General features: G+C 61.6%; 12 protein-coding genes. 7 read left to right on the top strand and 5 right to left on the bottom strand.

Annotation, left to right across the window (positions count from 1 at the left end):
* Positions 1-332: 332 nt before the first annotated feature.
* The 4 genes from aceE (at position 333) to msrA (ending at position 8,366) form a co-directional block, all read left to right on the top strand.
* Positions 333-2,978 carry a pyruvate dehydrogenase (acetyl-transferring), homodimeric type gene (aceE, locus tag AC07SI_RS07425; protein ID WP_065900019.1) on the top strand — a complete coding sequence of 882 codons (2,646 nt, stop codon included), beginning with the start codon at positions 333-335 and terminating at the stop codon, positions 2,976-2,978.
* Between the two features lie 11 nt (positions 2,979-2,989).
* Positions 2,990-4,636 (top strand): dihydrolipoyllysine-residue acetyltransferase, encoded by a 1,647-nt coding sequence (aceF, locus tag AC07SI_RS07420; RefSeq protein ID WP_106805351.1) that lies wholly within the window; start codon positions 2,990-2,992, stop codon positions 4,634-4,636.
* Between the two features lie 316 nt (positions 4,637-4,952).
* On the top strand, positions 4,953-7,646 hold the full coding sequence (locus AC07SI_RS07415) for a putative bifunctional diguanylate cyclase/phosphodiesterase (RefSeq protein WP_065900016.1): 2,694 nt from the start codon (positions 4,953-4,955) through the stop codon (positions 7,644-7,646).
* Positions 7,647-7,718: 72 nt separating this feature from the next.
* Positions 7,719-8,366 (top strand): peptide-methionine (S)-S-oxide reductase MsrA, encoded by a 648-nt coding sequence (msrA, locus tag AC07SI_RS07410; protein ID WP_065900014.1) that lies wholly within the window; start codon positions 7,719-7,721, stop codon positions 8,364-8,366.
* 132 nt (positions 8,367-8,498) lie between these two features.
* Here msrA and AC07SI_RS07405 read toward each other — a convergent pair whose 3' ends face one another.
* Entirely contained in the window at positions 8,499-9,335 is an 837-nt protein-coding gene (locus AC07SI_RS07405) for a 23S rRNA (adenine(2030)-N(6))-methyltransferase RlmJ (protein WP_065900013.1), read from the bottom strand.
* Positions 9,336-9,587: 252 nt separating this feature from the next.
* Between AC07SI_RS07405 and AC07SI_RS07400 the strand changes: the two genes are divergently transcribed.
* Complete coding sequence (locus AC07SI_RS07400; protein WP_213550332.1) at positions 9,588-10,865, top strand: O-acetylhomoserine aminocarboxypropyltransferase/cysteine synthase family protein; 1,278 nt, start codon at positions 9,588-9,590, stop codon at positions 10,863-10,865.
* Here the strand turns inward: AC07SI_RS07400 and AC07SI_RS07395 are convergent.
* The 4 genes from AC07SI_RS07395 to AC07SI_RS07380 form a co-directional block, all read right to left on the bottom strand.
* Positions 10,851-11,576 (bottom strand): DUF4123 domain-containing protein, encoded by a 726-nt coding sequence (locus tag AC07SI_RS07395; RefSeq protein ID WP_495005453.1) that lies wholly within the window; start codon positions 11,574-11,576, stop codon positions 10,851-10,853. The two genes, AC07SI_RS07400 and AC07SI_RS07395, sit on opposite strands and share 15 nt — an antisense overlap.
* Positions 11,576-13,606, bottom strand: a complete 2,031-nt coding sequence (locus AC07SI_RS07390; protein ID WP_495005452.1) for a type VI secretion system Vgr family protein — start codon at positions 13,604-13,606, stop codon at positions 11,576-11,578. Before AC07SI_RS07390 ends, AC07SI_RS07395 begins: the two co-directional genes overlap by 1 nt.
* A 204-nt stretch (positions 13,607-13,810) precedes the next feature.
* Positions 13,811-15,295: a sodium/proline symporter PutP gene (gene putP, locus AC07SI_RS07385; RefSeq protein WP_065900004.1), complete on the bottom strand. Its 1,485-nt coding sequence runs from the start codon at positions 15,293-15,295 to the stop codon at positions 13,811-13,813.
* A gap of 123 nt (positions 15,296-15,418) precedes the next feature.
* Positions 15,419-15,676 carry a hypothetical protein gene (locus AC07SI_RS07380; protein WP_495005451.1) on the bottom strand — a complete coding sequence of 86 codons (258 nt, stop codon included), beginning with the start codon at positions 15,674-15,676 and terminating at the stop codon, positions 15,419-15,421.
* An 81-nt stretch (positions 15,677-15,757) separates the two neighbouring features.
* On the opposite strand from AC07SI_RS07380, the gene putA reads away from it, so the two are divergent.
* Positions 15,758-19,711, top strand: a complete 3,954-nt coding sequence (gene putA, locus AC07SI_RS07375) for a trifunctional transcriptional regulator/proline dehydrogenase/L-glutamate gamma-semialdehyde dehydrogenase (RefSeq protein WP_495005450.1) — start codon at positions 15,758-15,760, stop codon at positions 19,709-19,711.
* Positions 19,712-19,911: 200 nt separating this feature from the next.
* Complete coding sequence (locus AC07SI_RS07370; protein ID WP_495005449.1) at positions 19,912-21,714, top strand: acyl-CoA dehydrogenase; 1,803 nt, start codon at positions 19,912-19,914, stop codon at positions 21,712-21,714.
* Positions 21,715-21,716 lie beyond the last annotated feature (2 nt).

Below are 21,716 nucleotides of genomic sequence, written 5' to 3'. Positions count from 1 at the left end.
CACGCTCGATGAAGGACTGTCGAACAAAAGTTAGAAATAGCTGAAAAATCATTAATTTTGGCAGGCAACATTAAACTTCTACCTTTTCTTGTTCGCAAAAGATCAACAATAACGATTATGCTCACCAGCCAGACCGAGCAATCCGCTCAGTCTTGTGTAGTTTTACTACTCGTATATACATTCGAAAGGCTGAAATGGCCGACGATTTGTAGTAAAACTACAGGACGCCGAAGCAACCTTCGGCCATCCAAGAATTTATGTCGTCTGCCCACAAGGCCAGTCGCAAACTTCAGGCAACCGATTCTGGTAGCCTTTCCGCCCTGGAGCAAGCCATGCAAGACCTCGATCCCGTCGAAACCCAGGAATGGCTGGACGCCCTGGAATCGGTTCTCGACAAAGAAGGCGAAGACCGTGCTCACTACCTGATGACCCGTATGGGCGAACTCGCGACCCGCAGCGGCTCGCAACTGCCCTACGCCATCACCACGCCGTACCGCAACACCATCCCCGTTACCCACGAAGCACGCATGCCTGGCGACCTGTTCATGGAACGCCGCATTCGCTCGCTGGTACGTTGGAACGCCATGGCGATGGTAATGCGCACGAACTTGAAAGATTCTGACCTGGGCGGTCACATCTCCAGCTTCGCTTCCAGCGCAACCCTGTACGACATCGGCTTCAACTACTTCTTCCAGGCCCCGACCGACGAACACGGCGGCGACCTGATCTACTTCCAGGGCCACACCTCGCCAGGCGTCTACGCCCGTGCGTTCATGGAAGGCCGCATCACCGAAGAACACATGAACAACTTCCGCCAGGAAGTGGACGGTAACGGCCTGTCGTCGTACCCGCACCCTTGGCTGATGCCTGATTTCTGGCAGTTCCCGACTGTATCCATGGGCCTTGGCCCGATCCAGGCGATCTACCAGGCACGCTTCATGAAGTACCTGGAAGCGCGCGGCTTCATCCCGGAAGGCAAGCAGAAAGTCTGGTGCTTCCTGGGCGACGGCGAGTGCGACGAGCCGGAATCCCTGGGCGCCATCTCCCTGGCTGGCCGCGAGAAGCTGGACAACCTGATCTTCGTCATCAACTGCAACCTGCAGCGCCTCGACGGCCCGGTTCGCGGCAACGGCAAGATCATCCAGGAACTCGAAGGCGTGTTCCGCGGTGCTCAGTGGAACGTGACCAAAGTCATCTGGGGCCGTTTCTGGGACCCACTGCTGGCCAAGGACGTCGACGGTATCCTGCAACGCCGGATGGACGAAGTCATCGACGGCGAGTACCAGAACTACAAAGCCAAAGACGGCGCGTTCGTACGTGAACACTTCTTCAACACGCCTGAACTCAAGGCGATGGTTGCCGACCTGTCCGACGACGAGATCTGGAAACTCAACCGTGGCGGCCACGATCCGTACAAGGTCTACGCGGCGTACCACGAAGCGGTCAACCACAAAGAACAACCGACCGTCATCCTGGCCAAGACCATCAAGGGTTATGGCACCGGTGCCGGCGAAGCGAAAAACACTGCGCACAACACCAAGAAAGTCGATGTCGACAGCCTGAAGTTGTTCCGCGATCGTTTCGACATCCCGGTCAAGGACGAAGAGCTGGAGAACCTGCCGTTCTTCAAGCCGGAACCGAACAGCGCCGAAGCCCGTTACCTGAGCGAGCGTCGTGCCGCACTGGGCGGTTTCGTGCCACAGCGTCGCGCCAAGTCCTTCGACATCCCTACACCGCCACTCGATACCCTCAAGGCTATCCTGGACGGCTCGGGCGACCGTGAAATCTCCACCACCATGGCCTTCGTGCGGATCCTCGCGCAGCTGGTCAAGGACAAGGAAATCGGTTCGCGCATCGTCCCGATCATCCCGGACGAAGCCCGTACCTTCGGTATGGAAGGCATGTTCCGTCAGTTGGGCATCTACTCCTCCGTCGGCCAGCTCTACGAGCCAGTCGATAAAGACCAGGTGATGTTCTACAAGGAAGACAAGAAGGGCCAGATCCTCGAAGAAGGCATCAACGAAGCGGGCGCCATGAGCTCCTTCATCGCTGCCGGTACTTCGTACTCCAGCCACAACCAGCCGATGCTGCCGTTCTACATCTTCTACTCGATGTTCGGTTTCCAGCGTATCGGCGACCTGGCTTGGGCAGCAGGCGACAGCCGTACCCGTGGCTTCCTGATCGGCGGCACCGCCGGCCGTACCACGCTGAACGGCGAAGGCCTGCAACACGAAGACGGTCACAGCCACATCCTGGCTGCCACCATCCCGAACTGCCGCACCTTTGATCCAACCTACGGCTATGAGCTGGCGGTGATCATCCAGGACGGCATGAAGAAGATGACCGAAGAGCAGCAGGACGTTTTCTACTACATCACCGTGATGAACGAGTCCTACCAGCAGCCAGCCATGCCGGCCGGTGTCGAGGAAGGCATCATCAAGGGCATGTACCTGCTCGAAGAAGACACCAAGGAAGCGGCGCACCACGTGCAGCTGATGGGCTCCGGCACCATCCTGCGTGAAGTGCGTGAAGCGGCTAAGATCCTGCGTGACGAGTTCAACGTTGGCGCTGACGTCTGGAGCGTTACCAGCTTCAACGAACTGCGTCGCGATGGCCTGGCCGTAGAGCGTCACAACCGCCTGCACCCTGGCCAGAAGCCACAGCGCACCTTCGTGGAAGAGTGCCTGACCGGCCGTAAAGGCCCGGTGATCGCTTCGACCGACTACATGAAACTGTTTGCTGAACAAATTCGCCAGTGGGTCCCGTCCAAGGAATTCAAAGTCCTGGGCACCGACGGTTTCGGCCGCAGTGACAGCCGCAAGAAGCTGCGTCACTTCTTCGAAGTCGACCGTCACTTCGTGGTGTTGGCAGCCCTGGAAGCCTTGGCTGACCGTGGTGAGATCGAGCCTAAGGTAGTGGCTGACGCTATCGTGAAGTTCGGGATCAACCCGGAAAAACGCAACCCACTGGACTGCTGAGGAGATTTTTTGTGAGCGAACTCATTCGCGTACCTGACATCGGCAGCGGTGAAGGTGAAGTAATCGAGCTGTTTGTAAAGGTCGGCGACACCGTCGAAGCCGACCAGAGCATCCTGACCCTGGAATCGGACAAGGCGAGCATGGAAATCCCTGCTCCCAAGGCCGGCGTGGTCAAGAGCCTGAAAGTGAAGCTGGGCGATCGCCTGAAAGAAGGCGACGAACTGCTGGAGCTGGAAATCGAAGGTGCCGCTGATGCGGCCCCTGCGGCGGCCCCGGCTGCCGCTGCTGCTCCAGCCCCGGCTGCTGAAAAGCCTGCTGCTGCCGAGGCCGCTCCGGCCCCGGCTGCTGCACCTGCCGCCGCCAGCGTCCAGGACATTCACGTCCCGGACATCGGCTCGTCAGGCAAGGCCAAGATCATCGAGCTGCTGGTCAAGGTCGGCGACACCGTCGAAGCCGACCAGTCGCTGATCACCCTGGAGTCCGACAAGGCTTCCATGGAAATCCCTTCGCCGGCTGCCGGCGTGGTGGAAAGCATCGCGGTCAAGCTGGAAGACGAAGTCGGCACTGGCGATTTCATCCTCAAGCTCAAAGTCCAAGGCGCAGCGCCGGCTGCCGCTCCAGCACCAGCAGCCGCTCCGGCTGCCAAGGCTGAATCGGCTCCGGCTGCTGCCGCCCCTGCGCCTGCTGCCAAAGCCGAGGCCGCTGCGGCCCCTGCAGCTGCCGCTCCAGCGCCAAGCGGTGCCAAGGTGCACGCCGGCCCTGCCGTGCGTCAGCTGGCCCGTGAGTTCGGCGTTGAGCTGAGCGCCGTGTCGGCCACTGGCCCTCACGGTCGCGTGCTGAAGGAAGACGTGCAGGTCTACGTCAAGGCCATGATGCACAAAGCCAAGGAAGCGCCAGCTGCTGGCGGCGCTACCGGTGGTTCGGGCATTCCGCCGATCCGCACCGTGGACTTCAGCCGCTTCGGCGAAACCGAAGAAGTGCCGATGACCCGCCTGATGCAAATCGGCGCGGCCGGTCTGCACGCCAGCTGGCTGAACATCCCGCACGTGACTCAGTTCGACCAGGCCGACATCACCGACCTGGAAGCTTTCCGCGTTGCGCAGAAAGCCGTGGCCGAGAAGGCCGGCGTGAAACTGACCGTGTTGCCACTGCTGCTCAAGGCCTGTGCACACCTGCTCAAGGAACTGCCGGACTTCAACAGCTCGCTGGCGCCAAGCGGCAAGGCGATCATTCGCAAGAAGTACGTGCACGTAGGTTTTGCGGTCGACACCCCGGATGGCCTGCTGGTACCGGTCATCAAGAACGTCGACCAGAAGAGCCTGCTGCAGCTGGCCGCTGAGGCTGCTGCACTGGCTGCCAAGGCCCGCGACAAGAAGCTCACCCCGGACGACATGCAGGGCGCGTGCTTCACCATCTCCAGCCTCGGCCACATTGGCGGCACCGGCTTCACGCCGATCGTCAACGCGCCGGAAGTGGCGATCCTGGGTGTGTCCAAGGCAACTATCCAGCCTGTGTGGGACGGTAAAGCGTTCCAGCCAAAGCTGATGCTGCCGCTGTCGCTGTCCTACGATCACCGTGTGATCAACGGCGCCGCCGCTGCACGCTTCACGCAGCGCCTGAGCCAACTGCTGAACGACATCCGCACCATCCTGCTGTAAGCCGCAACGGCCTCCCCTTCAGCGGGGAGGCCCTTGCCGCACCGATTTCCGAGCGCCACGCTCGTACCTCAACCCCGCCACTTGGCGGGGCTTTTTTTGCCTGCGTACCGGGTAAAAATTGAACAAGCCAAACAGGTTTGTACACCTTCCGTCACATCGATTGAAGAAACCCCTCGCGCGGCCGATAACCCCCTTATAGCACTTAGCCTTCATCCTCTCTTGTCAGCCCGCGCCGCATGATGCAACCTTGCCGCAGGCAGCAGAAAAGAGGGCGTGAGCCCGGCGCCGTGCGCGTTATTTCAAGTGAGTCTCCCCCATGAAAAGCCAACCCGATGTCGCCCGTATGGCGGCCGAGGTAGTGACGCAGTTACCGGTGCCTTCGCGCCTCGGTATGCTGCGTTTCGAGCGGCTTAATGAGGCAAGCTGGGCCCTGCTCTACCTCGACCCCAACTGCGAGCGCCAATTCGGCCTGCCGGCGGTCGAGCTGTGCGCCCTGATCGGCACCCCCTACGCCAGCCTGATGGAGCCCCAGGCGCGCTATCAACTGCACGACACCATCCAGCAGCAACTGACCCAGAGCCCTCACTACCTGGTGCGCTACACCCTGCACACCAGCGACGGCCCACTGAGCCTGCTGGAAATGGGCGAAGCCTACAAACAGCACAATCGCCACCTGCTGCGCGGCTACCTGATGGTGGTCGACGGCCTGTTCAGCGAAGTGCCTTCCCCCGCCCCCACGGCGGAGCTGGAGAGCCAGAACAGCCGCCTGCAGATCGCCCTGGAGCTCAACCAGCGCGCCCAGCAGGAACAACTGCAGCACCTGGAACGGGTGCGCGCCCAGCAGGAGCTGATCCTGTTGCTGGCCCGCCAGCGCTACACCACTAACAATTCGCTGCAGGAAGCCGCCGAACTGATCACCCGCAGCGCCTGCGATATCTACCAGATCGACTGCGCCAGCATCTGGAACCTCGAAGGCCAGCGCCTGGTGCCAATTTCGGCGTACCACCGTGCGGACCAACGCCACCATATGCCCGAGGCGATCGACGCGAGCGGCTTTCCCGACTACCTCGAAGCCCTGCACACTAGCCGCGCCATCGACGCCACCAACGCCATGCGCGACCCGCGTACCCGGGAGATGGCCGAAAACCTGCGGGCCAAGGACATCTACGCGATGCTCGACGCGAGCATCCGCGTCGATGGCCAAGTGATCGGCGTGTTGTGCCTGGAACAGGGCGGCAGCCCGCGCGCGTGGCAGGCCGATGAAATTGCCTTCGCCGGTGAACTGGCCGACCAGTTCGCGCAAGTCATCAACAACCACAACCGCCGCACCGCCACCAGCGCCCTGCATCTGTTCCAGCGCGCCGTGGAACAAAGCGCCAACGCCTTCCTGCTGGTCAACTGCGATGGCGTGGTGGAATACGTCAACCCGAGCTTTACGGCGATCACCCAGTACAGCGCCGAAGAGGTCCACGGCCACCGCCTGGCCCAACTGCCAGCCCTGGAGAACCTCAGCGAACTGCTGTTCGATGCGCCCTCGAGCCTGGCCAAAAGCAATAGTTGGCAGGGCGAGTTCAAGAGCCGGCGCAAAAACCTCGAGCCCTACTGGGGCCAGCTGTCGATCTCCAAGGTGTATGGCGACAATCGTGAGCTGACTCACTACATCGGTATCTACGAAGACATCACCCAGACCAAACTCGCGCAGCAGCGCATCGAGCGCCTGGCCTATACCGACAACCTGACCAACCTGGGTAACCGCCCGGCCTTCATCCGCAACCTCGACGAGCGCTTTGCCCGCGACAGCGACAGCCCGATCAGCCTGTTGCTGGTGGACATCGACAACTTCAAGCGGATCAACGACAGCCTCGGCCACCAGACCGGCGACAAGCTGCTGATCAGCCTGGCCCGGCGCCTGCGCAACAGCCTGAGTGCCGGCGGCAGCCTGGCGCGGTTTGCCAGTAACGAGTTTGCGGTGCTGCTCGACGACACGGACCTGGAGAGCGGCCAGCAGGTCGCCAGCCAACTGCTCGCGACCCTCGACAAGCCGATGTTCGTCGACAACCAGTTGATCAGCGTCACCGGCTCCGTGGGCCTGGCCTGCGCGCCGCTGCACGGCCGCGATCCACAGACATTGATGCGCAACGCCGGGCTGGCCCTGCACAAGGCCAAGGCCAACGGTAAACACCAGGTGCAAGTCTTTACCGAAGCGCTGAACGCCGAGGCGAGCTACAAGCTGTTCGTGGAAAACAACCTGCGCCGCGCCCTCACCCAGAACGAGCTGGACGTGTTCTACCAGCCCAAGCTGTGCCTGCGCAGTGGCCGTTTGCTGGGCATGGAAGCGCTGCTGCGCTGGAACCACCCGGAAAAAGGCATGATCCGCCCCGACCAGTTCATCAGCGTGGCCGAAGAAACCGGGCTGATCATCCCCATCGGCAAGTGGATCGCCCGCCAGGCCTGCCGCATGAGCCGGCAATTGAGCGCCGCCGGCATGGGCAACCTGCAGGTGGCAATCAACCTGTCGCCCAAGCAGTTCTCCGACCCGGACCTGGTGGCGTCCATCGCCACGATCCTCAAGGAAGAACAGCTGCCGGCCAACCTGCTCGAGCTGGAACTGACCGAAGGCCTGCTGCTGGAGGCCACGGAAGACACGCGCCTGCAACTGGACCAATTGAAAAGCTTCGGCCTGACCCTGGCCATGGACGACTTCGGTACCGGTTACTCGTCGCTCAGCTACTTGAAAAAATTCCCCATCGACATCATCAAGATCGATCGCAGCTTTATCCACGAAATCCCGGACAACCAGGACGATATGGAAATCACCTCGGCGGTGATCGCCATGGCCCACAACCTCAAGCTCAAGGTGGTGGCCGAAGGCGTCGAAACCTCCGAACAACTGGCCTTCCTGCGCCGGCATCGTTGCGACGTGGGCCAGGGCTACCTGTTCGACCGGCCGATCCCGGGTGCAGAGCTGCTCGAGAAGCTCAAGCGCTACCCGCGCGGGCCAATCGCCTGACAGCGCCGTAACACTCGGGCACACTGGCGGTCTGAATTCTTACCTAACTCAATCTGACTGAGAGGACTGCCCATGGTCTTGCGCTCGGAAATTCTGGTGAACAAAAACGTGCTGCCTACTCAAGAACAAGCTTTGCCTGGCCGTGAAACCCCGATGAACCTGCCGCAGACGCACTTCGTCAACGGCAACCCGCTGCTGGGCCCGTTTCTGGATGATGTCGGCTTCGCGATTTTCGGCCTGGGGTGCTTCTGGGGTGCCGAGCGCAGGTTCTGGCAGCGCGATGGCGTGGTCAGCACCGTGGTCGGCTATGCCGGCGGCTTCACGCCGAACCCGACCTATGAAGAAGTCTGCTCGGGCCTGACCGGCCACAGCGAAGTGGTGCTGGTGGTATACGACCAGGCCAAGGTCAAGTATGAAGACCTGCTGAAAATGTTCTGGGAATTGCACAACCCGACCCAGGGCATGCGCCAGGGCAATGACATCGGCAGTCAGTACCGCTCGGTAATCTATGCAACCACGCCCGAGCAATTGGCCGCGGCGAAGGCCAGCGCACAGGCGTATCAGCAAGAACTGAGCAAGGCCGGCCTGGGTGCGATCACCACGCAAATCGAAGAAGCACCGACCGTGTACTTCGCCGAGGCGTACCACCAGCAGTACCTGGCGAAGAATCCGCAGGGCTACTGCGGGATTGGCGGCACGGGCGTGACTTGTCCGATCTGAAGGTCGCAGCTGCAAGACATAAGCTGCAAGCTGCAAGCTACAAGCTGAAAGTGGTGTTCCCTGCTGTCACTTGCAGCTTGAAGCTTGCGGCTTGCAGCTTGTAGCTTGTAGCTTGTAGCTTGTAGCTTGTAGCTATTCAGCTATGAGCCAATCCATCTGCCAGCCACCCTGGGTCTGGCCAAGCTTCTTGGACAGCCACGGCAGCAGCTCACGCAATTCCTCTTCCAGGCCCCACGGCGGGTTGGCGATCGCCAGGCCCGAGCCGGTCAGGGTGTTTGGCGTGTCCAGCGGATGCACCAGCAATTCCACCCGCAGCAACTTCGGCGCACCGGTGCCGGCCAGGTCCTGGTAGAAACGGCGCAACATGCGCTGATCCTTCACCGGGTACCAGATCGCCGCCACGGTTTGGCGCATCCGGCCTATCGCTTCCTTGAGGGAGGCGGCGCAGCGTTGCATTTCATCGAGTTGCTCGAACGGCGGGTCGATGAGCATCAGCGCACGCTTTTCCGGCACCGGCAGCAGTGCGCGAGGCACATGCCAGCCTTCGCCGAGGTGCACCTTGACCCGACGATCACCCTTCATGTTGTCCTTGAGCAGCACGCCATCTTCGGGGTGCTTTTCGTTGAGCAACACGCGGTCCTGCGGCCGGGTGAGACGTCGTGCCAGCTCCGGTGAGCCTGGGTAGTAGCGCAACTGACCGTCCGGGTTCATCTCATGCAACACGCGCATGTAGTCGGCGGTCAGCGGCGGCAGGTCGCTCGCGCCCCACAGGCGGGCGATGCCTTCCAGGTATTCACCGGTGCGGTTGGCCTGGTCGCCCTGCAGGTCGTACAGACCAATGCCGGCGTGAGTATCGAGGTAGGCGAACGGCTGCTCCTTGCGCGACATCAGGGCGATGAGGCGGGTCAAGGTCAGGTGTTTGAAGACATCGGCGTGGTTGCCGGCGTGAAAGGCGTGACGATAATTCATGGTTGCTCCTGCGCAGGGGGCGAAGTTTACCTTCTACACGGGCAAAGGTGCAGGGCTGCGTGTCGGGCGGTGCTTATGTCGCAAACGCAGGCATACCCCCGAAAACAATCTAATGCCCCCGGTGCGCGCGGGCTTGCCCGCGACGCAAGTGACGCGGTATTACCCGTAGTGCGCGGTGATGCCATCGCAGGCAACCAGCCCCCAGCGTTCTCGACGGGGGCATCCAGGAATCCAAGGAGGTCAATAACCATCATGAAAGACGCCACCCTTGCACTGCACCACGGTTTCAAGTCGGACCCGACCACCAAGGCCGTCGCCGTGCCGATCTACCAGAACGTCGCTTTCGAATTCGATAACGCCCAACACGGCGCCGACCTGTTCAACCTGGATGTGCCCGGCAATATCTACACACGGATCATGAACCCCACCAACGATGTGCTGGAACAACGCATGGCGGCCCTCGAAGGCGGGATCGCCGCCCTCGCCGTCTCGGCTGGCAGCGCTGCAATCCACTATGCGATCCAGACCCTGACCCGTGCCGGTGACAATATCGTCACCACCCCGCAGCTGTATGGCGGCACCTACACCCTGTTCGCCCACCTGCTGCCAAGCTTCGGCGTGGACGTGCGCTTCTCCCGCAACGACTCCGCCGAGGCCATTGCCGAACTGATCGACGACAACACCAAGCTGGTCTACTGCGAAAGCATCGGCAACCCGGCAGGCAATATCATCGACATCGAAGCCCTGGCCGACGTCGCTCATGCCCGTGGCGTACCGCTGATGGTCGACAACACCGTGGCCACGCCGATCCTGTGCAAGCCGATCCAGTTCGGCGCCGACATCGTGGTGCACTCGGTGACCAAATACGTGGGTGGCCACGGCAACTCCCTGGGCGGCGTGATCGTCGACAGCGGGACGTTCCCGTGGACGAAATACGCGGATAAATTTCCCGGCCTCAACCAGCCCGAGCCGGCCTATCACGGCGTGGTCTACACCGAGAAATTCGGCCCTGCCGCTTTTATCGCCCGCGCCCGTACCGTGCCCTTGCGCAACACCGGCGCCGCCCTTGCGCCGATGAATGCGTTCCTGCTGCTCCAAGGCCTGGAAACCCTGGCCCTGCGCATGGAGCGCCACACCGAGAACGCGCTTAAAATTGCGCAGTTCCTGCAAGACCATGCCGACGTGGAGTGGGTCAGCTACGCAGGCCTGCCGGATCACCCGCACCATGCGCTGGCGCAGAAATACATGCAGGGCAAACCGTCGGCGATCCTGTCCTTCGGCTTGAAGGGCGGCTATGAGGCCGGCGTGCGTTTCTACGATGCGCTGCAGATCTTCAAGCGCCTGGTGAACATCGGCGACGCCAAATCCCTGGCCTGCCACCCAGCCTCCACCACCCATCGGCAAATGAACGAGCAGGAGCAGGCCAAGGCCGGCGTGAAGCCGGAGATGATCCGCCTGTCAGTCGGTATCGAGGCGATCGAAGACCTGGTCGAGGACCTGCAACAGGCACTCGACTCAACCCGACTCTGAAACCAGGTAGTCGGCCAGCGCCTCGTGGCTGATCTGCGCACGACGCACACAATAGATGACCTTGTGCCGCAGGGTCGCCGGCGTAAACGCCGTGTACACGTCCGGGCGCTGTTCTTCGAGCCATTGCAGCAGGTTGTCGACCAGAATGTGCGGCGGTTGCGCTGCCAGATGCTCCAATACTGGCGCAGGCACCCGCCACCAGGGGCAGGGGTTGGCCTCGGTCACGGGCCCCGGTACTACCGCCAGCGGTTGACCATTGATCAGATACCGCTGGAACACTGGTAGCATCTTCCCCGCCTCATCGCCCAATGCCTGCAAGATCGGGTGAAACTGAGCCCCATCCCAGAAGCGCAAAAACACCTCCTGGTTATCGGGCAGGTACACCTTGGTCAGGCCTTGCAGGTGCGCAATCACGGTCTCCAGCGGGCTGGACGATATCGCCAACCACCCCCAATCCGTGGCGGCACTGGCAGCAACCCAATCGAGGAAAGCGCTACCCGGCTCGACAATGCCCACATAAGGCATGACCTCATCCCAGTCGGCGTAGGCGGTGCCGGCCCACAGGGGGTGCGGCAGATTCCCGGCCGCCATGGCTTGCCAGGCAGCATACGGCTTGGCCTCGCTGGCACTGCCCAACACCGCGAAAAGCCGCTCATGGGCAAGCAAAGGGTATTCGGCCAACCAGGCGCCAGGCGTCAAATGTGGAGGCATCAGGCTGGACTCCTTGCCAGGGGGGATTGACCGGCCAGGTTGCACTGGCCGTTCTTGCATCGCTCGCACTCCTCGCAAAAGGGTGCGCTGCGTTTCAGGCTGGCTATCTGCACACGACTTAATGGCGCGGCAATCACTGCGAGCAATGTCTCCTTCGCGCCCGGCAGCAACGGTGCGGCCGCCGCTGCGGGAGCACCGCCCAGTTGAATCGGCACGCTGCTGAATATGCCGCCCGAGGACAGCGTGATCGATTGCCCGCCCGCCTGAATCGTCACACTCGCACCGGCATCGATGACCACACTCTGCCCCGCGCCGATCTGAATGGTTCGCCCGGCCCGCATCTGCTGCGAGCCGCCGACCACCAGGTGATCGTCCTGCTTGAGTTCAGTCAGCCGATTGCCATGAGTGATGCGTTGCTCTTCGCCCTGCAGTTCATGGTGCGATTCACCACCCACCCTCACCCGCCGCCGGTTATCCACCTGCACCTGCTGATCATGCAGCACATGTTGGGTCCAATCCCGCTGGGCACGCAGGTAGATTTCCTCGGCGCCCTTGCGATCCTCAATGCGCAACTCGTTATAGCCGCCGCCACCGGGGCTGCTTTGGCTGCGGAAAATGCTGCGGGTCTTTTCCGCGGGCAGGTCGAGGGGCAACGTCGTCGCCGCGTTGGGCACGCACCCCATCACCAGCGGCATGTCCATGTCGCCATTGACGAAACCCACCAGCACCTCCATGCCGACCCTGGGGATCAGCACCGAGCCATAGCGGTCATGCGCCCAGCCACTGGCGACCCGCAGCCAGCAACTGGAATGCTCGTCATGTTCACCGTCGCGATCCCAGGCCAGTTGCACCTTGACCCGCCCGTATTCGTCGCAATGGATCTCACTGTCGGCAGGGCCGGTGACCACGGCACTCTGATAACCCGAAATAACCGGGCGCGGCTGCTCAGGCAATGGCGGGCGAAAGATCACCTCCCACGGCGCGGCGACAAAATCATTGCGATAACCCTGGCGAAACGCTGCGCCAGACACCGCCGTAACAGCCTCTTCCAACACCTGCGGTTGCTTGCCTGCATGCGTGACCTCGCGCACCAGCCACACATCATTCCAAGCCGCGCGCGGGTGCCCGCTCAGCGTGAGGAACCGACCACTGGCCAGCGCCGGCACATCACCGCAGCCATGGGCCAGCTGGTAATCACTGCGATGACGCTCCAGCCCACGCTGCGCAAGGTATTTGCCATGGGCACGGTCGTTGAAATGGCCGGGGAAACCCTGCTGCTCAAGCGTGGGAAGCTGCTCACCGGCGGCCGCACTCTCCAGGGCGAGGCGCGGTTTTTGAAAGTCATAATCGCGTAGATTGACCGACGTGGTACGCGTGGCCAAGCGCACGGCAAACCGCTTGATTGCCGGCGCCTCAGCCACCATTCCAGAGCCTGGCGCATACGGCGTGGACTGTTCAGCCTGGGCAAACACCGTCTGGTCATCGCCAAAGACCAGCAAGTGCGCTTCGGGCGAATGCTGGAAGTGATAGTGAATCCCCACCTCCGCACATAGCCGCTGAATGAACGCCAGATCAGTCTCGCCGAACTGCACGCAATACTCGCGCGGTGGGTAAGTACCACTCAGGCTGAACTGGAATTGGTCGCTCTGGATGCCCTGCCCCACCAATACTCGCGCCACAATCTGCGGCACCGTCTGCTGCTGGAAGATCCGCTGGTGGCTGCTGTGCTGCAGGTACGCCAGCTGCGGCACCAGGCTGAGCTGATAGCGCGTGAGGCGTCGCCCGGAGTCACCCTGCGCCACGCGGTAGACCAGGCCATGCACCCCGCGTCCCTGGGCATCGAAGCCAAGGTACACCTGGCGATGCAGCAAGCTTTCCAGCTCCAGGTCAGGCTGCTCGCTGACCAGCTCAAGGTCAAAACAATAGGGCTGGCTGATGGCTTCGGTGCCGTCAAACTCGAACACCTTGAGTTCACTCGGCACCCCATCCAGGGTCAGGGTAAAGGCACTTTGATTGGCAGGAGCGAACATCCGGTGTTTCTCTGCGAGGGGTAGGCGGCAGATTCTGCACCACTGCTCCACGCTAAAGAGCATGCTCACTGCAAATCAGTAAAACCCTACATAGGTGCGTCAGAATCTTCTTTGGCTCGTCTGAAATCACACGCAAAAAAAGGCCCGCCATCCGTAGGATGCGGGCCTTTTCTTTAACTCATCAGGCGCTCAGCGCCCGGCGAATTACTTGTTGAGGTTGTAGTCTTTTTCCGCAGCATCAAAACGCTCGATCATGCCGGCGGTCGGTGCGCCCAGCTTGCTGACGAAGTAGATCGCCAGGCTGGCGAAGATGAAGCCTGGGATGATTTCGTACAGGCCGAGCAATTCGAAGTGCTTCCACACGATTACGGTGATCGCGCCGACCAGGATCCCGGCGAGTGCGCCGTTGCGGGTCATGCCTTTCCAGATCACCGAGATCAGTACCACTGGACCGAACGCGGCACCGAAGCCGGCCCAGGCATAGCTCACCAGGCCCAGCACACGGTTGTTCGGGTTGGCAGCCATGGCGATAGCGATCAGCGCCACTACCAGCACCATGGCGCGGCCGACCCACACCAGCTCGACCTGGGAAGCATTTTTGCGCAGGAAGGTCTTGTAGAAGTCTTCGGTCAGCGCGCTCGAACATACCAGCAGCTGGCAGCTCAAGGTGCTCATGACCGCTGCCAGGATGGCCGACAGCAACACGCCCGCAATCCATGGGTTGAACAGCAGCTTGGCCAGCTCAATGAACACACGTTCGTGGTTCTCGTTGACCGGGCCGGCCACTTCCGGGTGCGCCGAGAAGTAGGCAATACCGAAGAAGCCCACCGCCACGGTGCCGCCCAGGCACAGGATCATCCAGGTCATGGAGATGCGACGCGCATTGGCAATCGACTTCACCGAGTCCGCTGCCATGAAACGCGCGAGGATGTGCGGCTGGCCGAAGTAACCCAAGCCCCAGCCCATCAGCGAGATAATGCCGATGAAAGTGGTGTTCTTCAGCATGTTGAAGTTGTCGGGGTTCTTGGCTTCGATCGCCAGGAAGGTGGTGTCGACGCCACCGGTGGCCAGCAGCACGATGATCGGCGTGAGGATCAGCGCGAAAATCATCAGCGTGGCTTGTACGGTGTCGGTCCAGCTCACCGCCAGGAAACCACCCACAAAGGTGTAGGCAATCGTCGCAGCCGCGCCGGCCCACAGCGCAGTCTCGTAGGACATGCCGAAGGTGCTTTCGAACAGACGGGCGCCGGCCACGATGCCGGAAGCGCAATAGATAGTGAAGAACACCAGGATCACTACCGCAGAGATGATCCGCAGCAGGCCGCTTTTATCTTCGAAACGGCTGGAGAAGTAGTCCGGCAGGGTCAGGGCGTCGCCGTTGTGCTCGGTCTGTACCCGCAGGCGACCGGCCACGAACAGCCAGTTGAGGTAGGCACCGACGATCAGGCCGATGGCGATCCAGCTTTCCGACAGGCCGGACATGTAGATCGCGCCCGGCAAGCCCATCAACAGCCAGCCGCTCATATCCGAAGCACCGGCCGACAGGGCAGTGACCACGCTGCCGAGGCTGCGACCGCCGAGGATGTAGTCGGAAAGGTTGTTGGTGGAGCGATAGGCCATGAAGCCGATCAGCACCATTGCTGCGATGTAGATCACAAACGTGATCAGGGTGGGATTACTAACGCTCATATGAGTGACGCCCTGGCTTTGTTTTTATGTAGCAGCGGTCTCGCGGACGGCTACCCCATTGCTAGTTGGGGAGACGAACCGGCGTGCCGCGCATTTATGACTGACGTTTCCCCAGGAAAGCCGTCAGCCGATGAACCGAACCGTAAAGGTGGTTGCACCTTGGGCGCGAATGCTATTCAACAAAGCAAATAAGGTGCAACCAGCTTCTTGAGAATAAGTTGCACCTAGGTGTGTATTGCGGCAATCAGCGCGTTTTTGCTCCTTTTCGGAGCAAGAACAGCCGATCTCAGAAGCAAATGCACCAACACACAGCGAATTCCGTCGAGGGCCAGATTTTTTCCCGATCACGATCGAAAAATTCATGAAGAAAATGGGTTGCACCCGGTTGCACCTCTGCAGGCGCAAAGCTAATCTTGCCGCCAGCTGATGCCACTCGGTAGTGGCACCCATGAGGATAAAAAAATGGCTACGACCACCCTTGGGGTCAAACTCGACGACCCGACCCGCGAACGCCTGAAGGCCGCCGCGACCTCGATTGATCGCACGCCGCACTGGCTGATCAAGCAGGCGATTTTCAATTACCTGGAGAAACTCGAGGGTGGTGCAACCCTGACCGAGCTGAATGGCTTGAGCAGCAAGGACGCAGATGACGCCGGCGAAGTCCAGGCCGACCACGCCCACCAGTGCTTCCTGGAGTTTGCCGAGAGCATCCTGCCGCAATCCGTGCTGCGCGCCTCGATCACCGCTGCTTACCGTCGCCCTGAGCCGGAAGTGGTGCCGATGCTGATCGAACAGGCCCGCCTGCCGCAGCCCATGGCCGAAGCCACCAACAAGCTGGCCGCCTCGATTGCCGAGAAACTACGTAATCAGAAGAGTGCCGGCGGCCGTGCCGGTATTGTTCAGGGCCTGCTGCAGGAATTTTCCCTGTCGTCCCAGGAAGGTGTCGCACTGATGTGCCTGGCCGAAGCGCTGCTGCGCATCCCGGACAAGGGCACCCGCGACGCGCTGATCCGCGACAAGATCAGCACTGGCAACTGGCAGCCGCACCTGGGCAACAGCCCGTCGCTGTTCGTCAACGCCGCCACCTGGGGCCTGTTGCTGACCGGCAAACTGGTCGCCACGCATAACGAAGCAGGCTTGACCTCGTCCCTGAGCCGCATCATCGGCAAGAGCGGCGAGCCGATGATCCGCAAGGGCGTCGACATGGCCATGCGCCTGATGGGCGAGCAGTTCGTCACCGGCGAAACCATCGCCGAAGCCCTGGCCAACGCGAGCAAGTTCGAAGCCAAGGGCTTCCGCTATTCCTACGACATGCTCGGGGAAGCCGCCCTGACCGAACACGATGCCCAGAAGTACCTGGCCTCGTACGAACAAGCCATCCACTCGATCGGCAAAGCCTCTCACGGTCGTGGGATTTATGAAGGCCCAGGCATCTCCATCAAGCTGTCGGCCTTGCACCCGCGTTACAGCCGTGCGCAATACGAGCGCGTGATGGACGAGCTGTACCCGCGCCTGCTGTCCCTGACCCTGCTGGCCAAGCAATACGACATCGGCCTGAACATCGACGCCGAGGAAGCCGACCGCCTGGAGCTGTCGCTGGATCTGCTCGAACGCCTGTGCTTCGAACCACAGCTGACCGGCTGGAACGGCATCGGCTTTGTGATCCAGGCCTACCAGAAGCGTTGCCCGTATGTGATCGACTACGTTATCGACCTGGCCCGCCGCAGCCGCCATCGCCTGATGATCCGCCTGGTGAAAGGCGCGTACTGGGACAGCGAAATCAAGCGCGCCCAGGTTGAAGGCCTGGAAGGCTATCCGGTCTACACCCGCAAGGTGTACACCGACGTTTCCTACATCGCCTGTGCACGCAAACTGCTGTCGGTGCCGGAAGTCATCTACCCGCAGTTCGCCACGCATAACGCGCACACCTTGTCGGCTATCTACCATATCGCTGGTCAGAACTATTACCCCGGCCAGTACGAGTTCCAGTGCCTGCACGGCATGGGTGAGCCACTGTACGAGCAAGTTGTAGGCAAGGTGTCCGACGGCAAACTGAATCGTCCGTGCCGCGTGTACGCACCGGTCGGCACCCACGAAACGCTGCTGGCGTACCTGGTGCGTCGCCTGCTGGAAAACGGCGCCAACACCTCGTTCGTCAACCGCATTGCCGACCAGTCCATCTCGATCCAGGAGCTGGTGGCCGATCCAGTGGCCAGCATCGAGCAGATGGCGACACTGGAAGGCGGCTTCGGCCTGCCGCACCCGCGTATCCCGCTGCCCCGCGACCTGTATGGCAGCGACCGCGCCAACTCGGCCGGCATCGATCTGGCCAACGAGCACCGTCTGGCGTCGCTGTCCTGCGCGTTGCTTGCCACCGCGCACAACCACTGGAAGGCCGCGCCGATGCTCGGTTGCGCCTCCAGCGACCAGCCTGCTGCACCGGTGCTGAACCCGTCCGACCTGCGTGATGTGGTCGGTCACGTCCAGGAAGCCACCGTCGAAGACGTCGACAACGCCATCCAGTGCGCCATCAATGCCGGCCCGATCTGGCAGGCCACCCCGCCCGCCGAGCGCGCCGCGATCCTGGAACGTGCCGCCGACCTGATGGAAGGCGAGATCCAGCCACTGATGGGCCTGCTGGCTCGCGAAGCCGGCAAGACCTTCGCCAACGCCATCGCCGAAGTGCGCGAAGCCGTGGACTTCCTGCGCTACTACGCGGTGCAGGCACGCAACGATTTCACCAACGACGCCCACCGCCCACTGGGTCCGGTGGTCTGCATCAGCCCGTGGAACTTCCCGCTGGCAATCTTCAGTGGCCAGGTCGCTGCCGCACTGGCTGCCGGCAACCCGGTACTGGCCAAGCCTGCCGAGCAAACGCCGCTGGTGGCTGCCCAAGCCGTGCGCATCCTGCTCGAAGCCGGCATTCCGGAAGGCGTGCTGCAACTGCTGCCAGGCCAGGGCGAAAGCGTCGGTGCGCGCCTTGTCGGCGATGAACGCGTCAAAGGTGTGATGTTCACTGGCTCCACCGAGGTCGCGCGCCTGCTGCAACGCAATGTCGCCGGCCGCCTGGATGCCCAGGGCCGCCCGATCCCGCTGATCGCCGAAACCGGTGGCCAGAACGCGATGATCGTCGATTCTTCGGCGCTGACCGAGCAAGTGGTCATCGACGTGGTGTCCTCGGCCTTCGACAGTGCCGGCCAGCGTTGCTCGGCCCTGCGTGTCCTGTGCCTGCAGGAAGATTCGGCAGACCGCGTGATCGAAATGCTCAAGGGCGCCATGGCTGAATGCCGCCTGGGTAACCCGGAGCGCCTGTCCGTGGACATCGGCCCGGTGATCGACGCCGAAGCCAAGGCCGGTATCGAGAAACACATCCAGGCCATGCGCGACAAAGGCCGCAACGTGTACCAGGTGGCCATTGCCGACGGCGAAGAGATCAAGCGTGGCACCTTCGTGATGCCGACCCTGATCGAGCTGGAAAGCTTCGACGAACTGCAACGCGAGATCTTCGGCCCGGTGCTGCACGTGGTGCGCTACAAGCGCAAAGAGATCGACCAGCTCATCGCGCAGATCAATGCGTCCGGCTATGGCCTGACCCTGGGCGTGCACACCCGTATCGACGAGACCATCGCCAAGGTGATCGACAACGTCAATGCCGGTAACGTCTACGTCAACCGCAACATTGTCGGTGCCGTGGTCGGCGTGCAGCCGTTCGGCGGCGAAGGCCTGTCGGGGACCGGCCCGAAAGCCGGTGGTCCGTTGTACCTGTACCGCCTGCTGTCGACCCGTCCTACCGATGCCATCGAACAATCCTTCGTGCGTGGCGACGCACTGGCTGCACCGGATGTCCGTTTGCGCGACGCCATGAGCCAGCCGCTGACCACCCTGAAAACCTGGGCGGACAGCAATCAGTTCAGCGACCTGAGCGCCCTGTGCAGCCAGTTCGCCGCGCAATCGCAAAGCGGTATCACCCGTCAACTGGCTGGCCCGACTGGCGAGCGCAACAGCTACGCCATCTTGCCCCGCGAGCACGTGCTGTGCCTGGCGGACGTAGAAGGCGACCTGCTGACTCAACTGGCGGCGGTGCTGGCTGTTGGCGGCTCTGCGGTATGGCCGGAAACCGACCTGACCAAGGCCTTGTTCCCACGCCTGCCGAAGGAGATTCAGGCGAAGATCAAGCGCGTGGCCGACTGGACCAAGGATGACGTGGTGTTCGACGCCGTCCTGCACCACGGTGATTCCGATCAACTGCGTGCGGTGTGCCAGCAAGTGGCCCAGCGTGGCGGGGCGATTGTCGGGGTGCATGGTCTGTCGCAAGGCGAGACCGCGATTGCACTGGAACGCCTGGTGATTGAGCGGGCGTTGAGCGTTAACACCGCTGCAGCAGGCGGTAACGCCAGCCTGATGACCATCGGCTAAACCTTCTAAGCTGCAAGCTGCAAGCTGCAAGCTACAAGCTACAAGCTACAAGCTACAAGCAGCTTGAGGCTTGTAGCTTGCGGCTTGAAGCTTGCGACTTGTAGCTGAAGCTTGTGTCCTCCCATCACCCCCATCTATGTTCCTTCCCCCTTTTTATCAGCGCTTCTAGACTGCGGCATACTTTTCAAAGGTAAGCCGCCATGTCCGAGACGCTGCTCAGTTCCCGCAATCTGGCTTTCGAGCTGTATGAAGTCCTCGATGCCGAGGGCCTGACGCAGCGCGAGCGGTTTGCCGAGCACAATCGCGAAACCTTCGATGCAGCCATCAGCACGGCACGCAGCATTGCCGAGAAGTACTTCGCACCGCACAACCGCAAAAACGACGAAAACGAACCGCGCTATGAAGACGGCAAGGCCATCCTGATTCCGGAAGTGAAGCCGGCGGTGGATGCGTTCCTCGAAGCCGGCTTCCTCAACGCGGCGCGCAGTTTCGAAGCGGGCGGCATGCAACTGCCCACCCTGCTGTCGCAGGCCTGTTTCGCGCATTTCCAGTCGGCCAACGCCGCGTCCACGTCGTATCCGTTCCTGACCATGGGTGCCGCCAACCTGATTGAAAGCTTCGGCACCGAGGAGCAGAAACGACGCTTCCTGCAGCCGATGATCGAGGGCCGCTTCTTCGGCACCATGGCCCTCACCGAGCCACATGCCGGTTCATCCCTGTCGGATATTCGTACACGCGCAGAACCAGCGGCTGACGGTAGCTATCGACTCAAAGGCAACAAGATCTTCATCTCCGGCGGCGATCATCCGCTGTCGGAAAACATCGTGCATATGGTGCTGGCCAAGCTGCCGGATGCGCCGCCCGGGGTGAAGGGCATTTCGCTGTTTATCGTGCCCAAGTTCCTGGTCAACGACGACGGCAGCCTGGGGGAACGCAACGACGTGTTGCTGGCTGGGCTGTTCCACAAGATGGGCTGGCGCGGCACCACGTCCACGGCGCTGAATTTCGGCGATAACGGCCACTGTGTCGGCTACCTGGTGGGCAAGCCGCACCAGGGGTTGAGCTGCATGTTCCAGATGATGAACGAGGCGCGCATCGGCGTGGGCATGGGCGCGGTGATGCTCGGTTATGCCGGCTACCTCTATTCCTTGGAGTACGCCCGTGAACGCCCGCAAGGTCGCCTGCCTGATAGCAAGGATCCCACCACTGCGCCGGTCTCGATCATTCAGCACGCGGACATAAAACGCATGCTGCTGACTCAGAAATCCTACGTGGAAGGCGCCTTCGATCTGGGCCTCTACGCCGCGCGGCTGTTCGACGACACCACCACCCTGGAAACCGAAGCCGAGCGCAAGCACGCCCACGAACTGCTGGATCTGCTCACCCCGATCGTCAAATCCTGGCCCTCGGAGTTCTGCCTCAAGGCCAACGAGTTGGCGATCCAGATTCTCGGCGGCCACGGCTACACCCGTGAATACCCGGTAGAGCAGTATTACCGCGATAACCGCCTGAACCCCATCCATGAAGGCACCCATGGCATCCAATCCCTGGATTTGCTCGGGCGCAAGCTCGCACAGAACGGCGGGGCGGGCTTGAAGCAACTCATCAGACTGATCGCCGAAACCGGTGCGCGTGCGCAGCAATACCCAAGCCTCACCCCACTCAGGGAACCGCTGGAGCACTTGGTGAGCCGCCTGCAAAGCGTGACCATCGGCCTGCTGACGGATCTCGCCCACGGCAAGGTCAACAGCAGCCTGGCGAATTCGGCGCTGTACCTGAAGGTATTCGGGCATACGGTGATTGGCTGGCGCTGGCTGGAACAGGCGATTCGCGCCGAGGAAGGCTTGGCCAGGGACAATGCGGCGGATGTGGCCTTCTACAAAGGCAAGCTCCAGGCCGCTCGGTACTTCCTGACCTGGGAAGTACCAAGCTGCCATCATGAACTAGCGATTCTCGAAGCACGTGATGACACGTGCCTCGGCATGCAGGATGAGTGGTTCTGACC

The sequence above is a fragment of the Pseudomonas sp. GW821-FHT05D12 genome (assembly GCF_059419825.1).
This window is presented reverse-complemented; position numbering and strand designations above follow the sequence as displayed.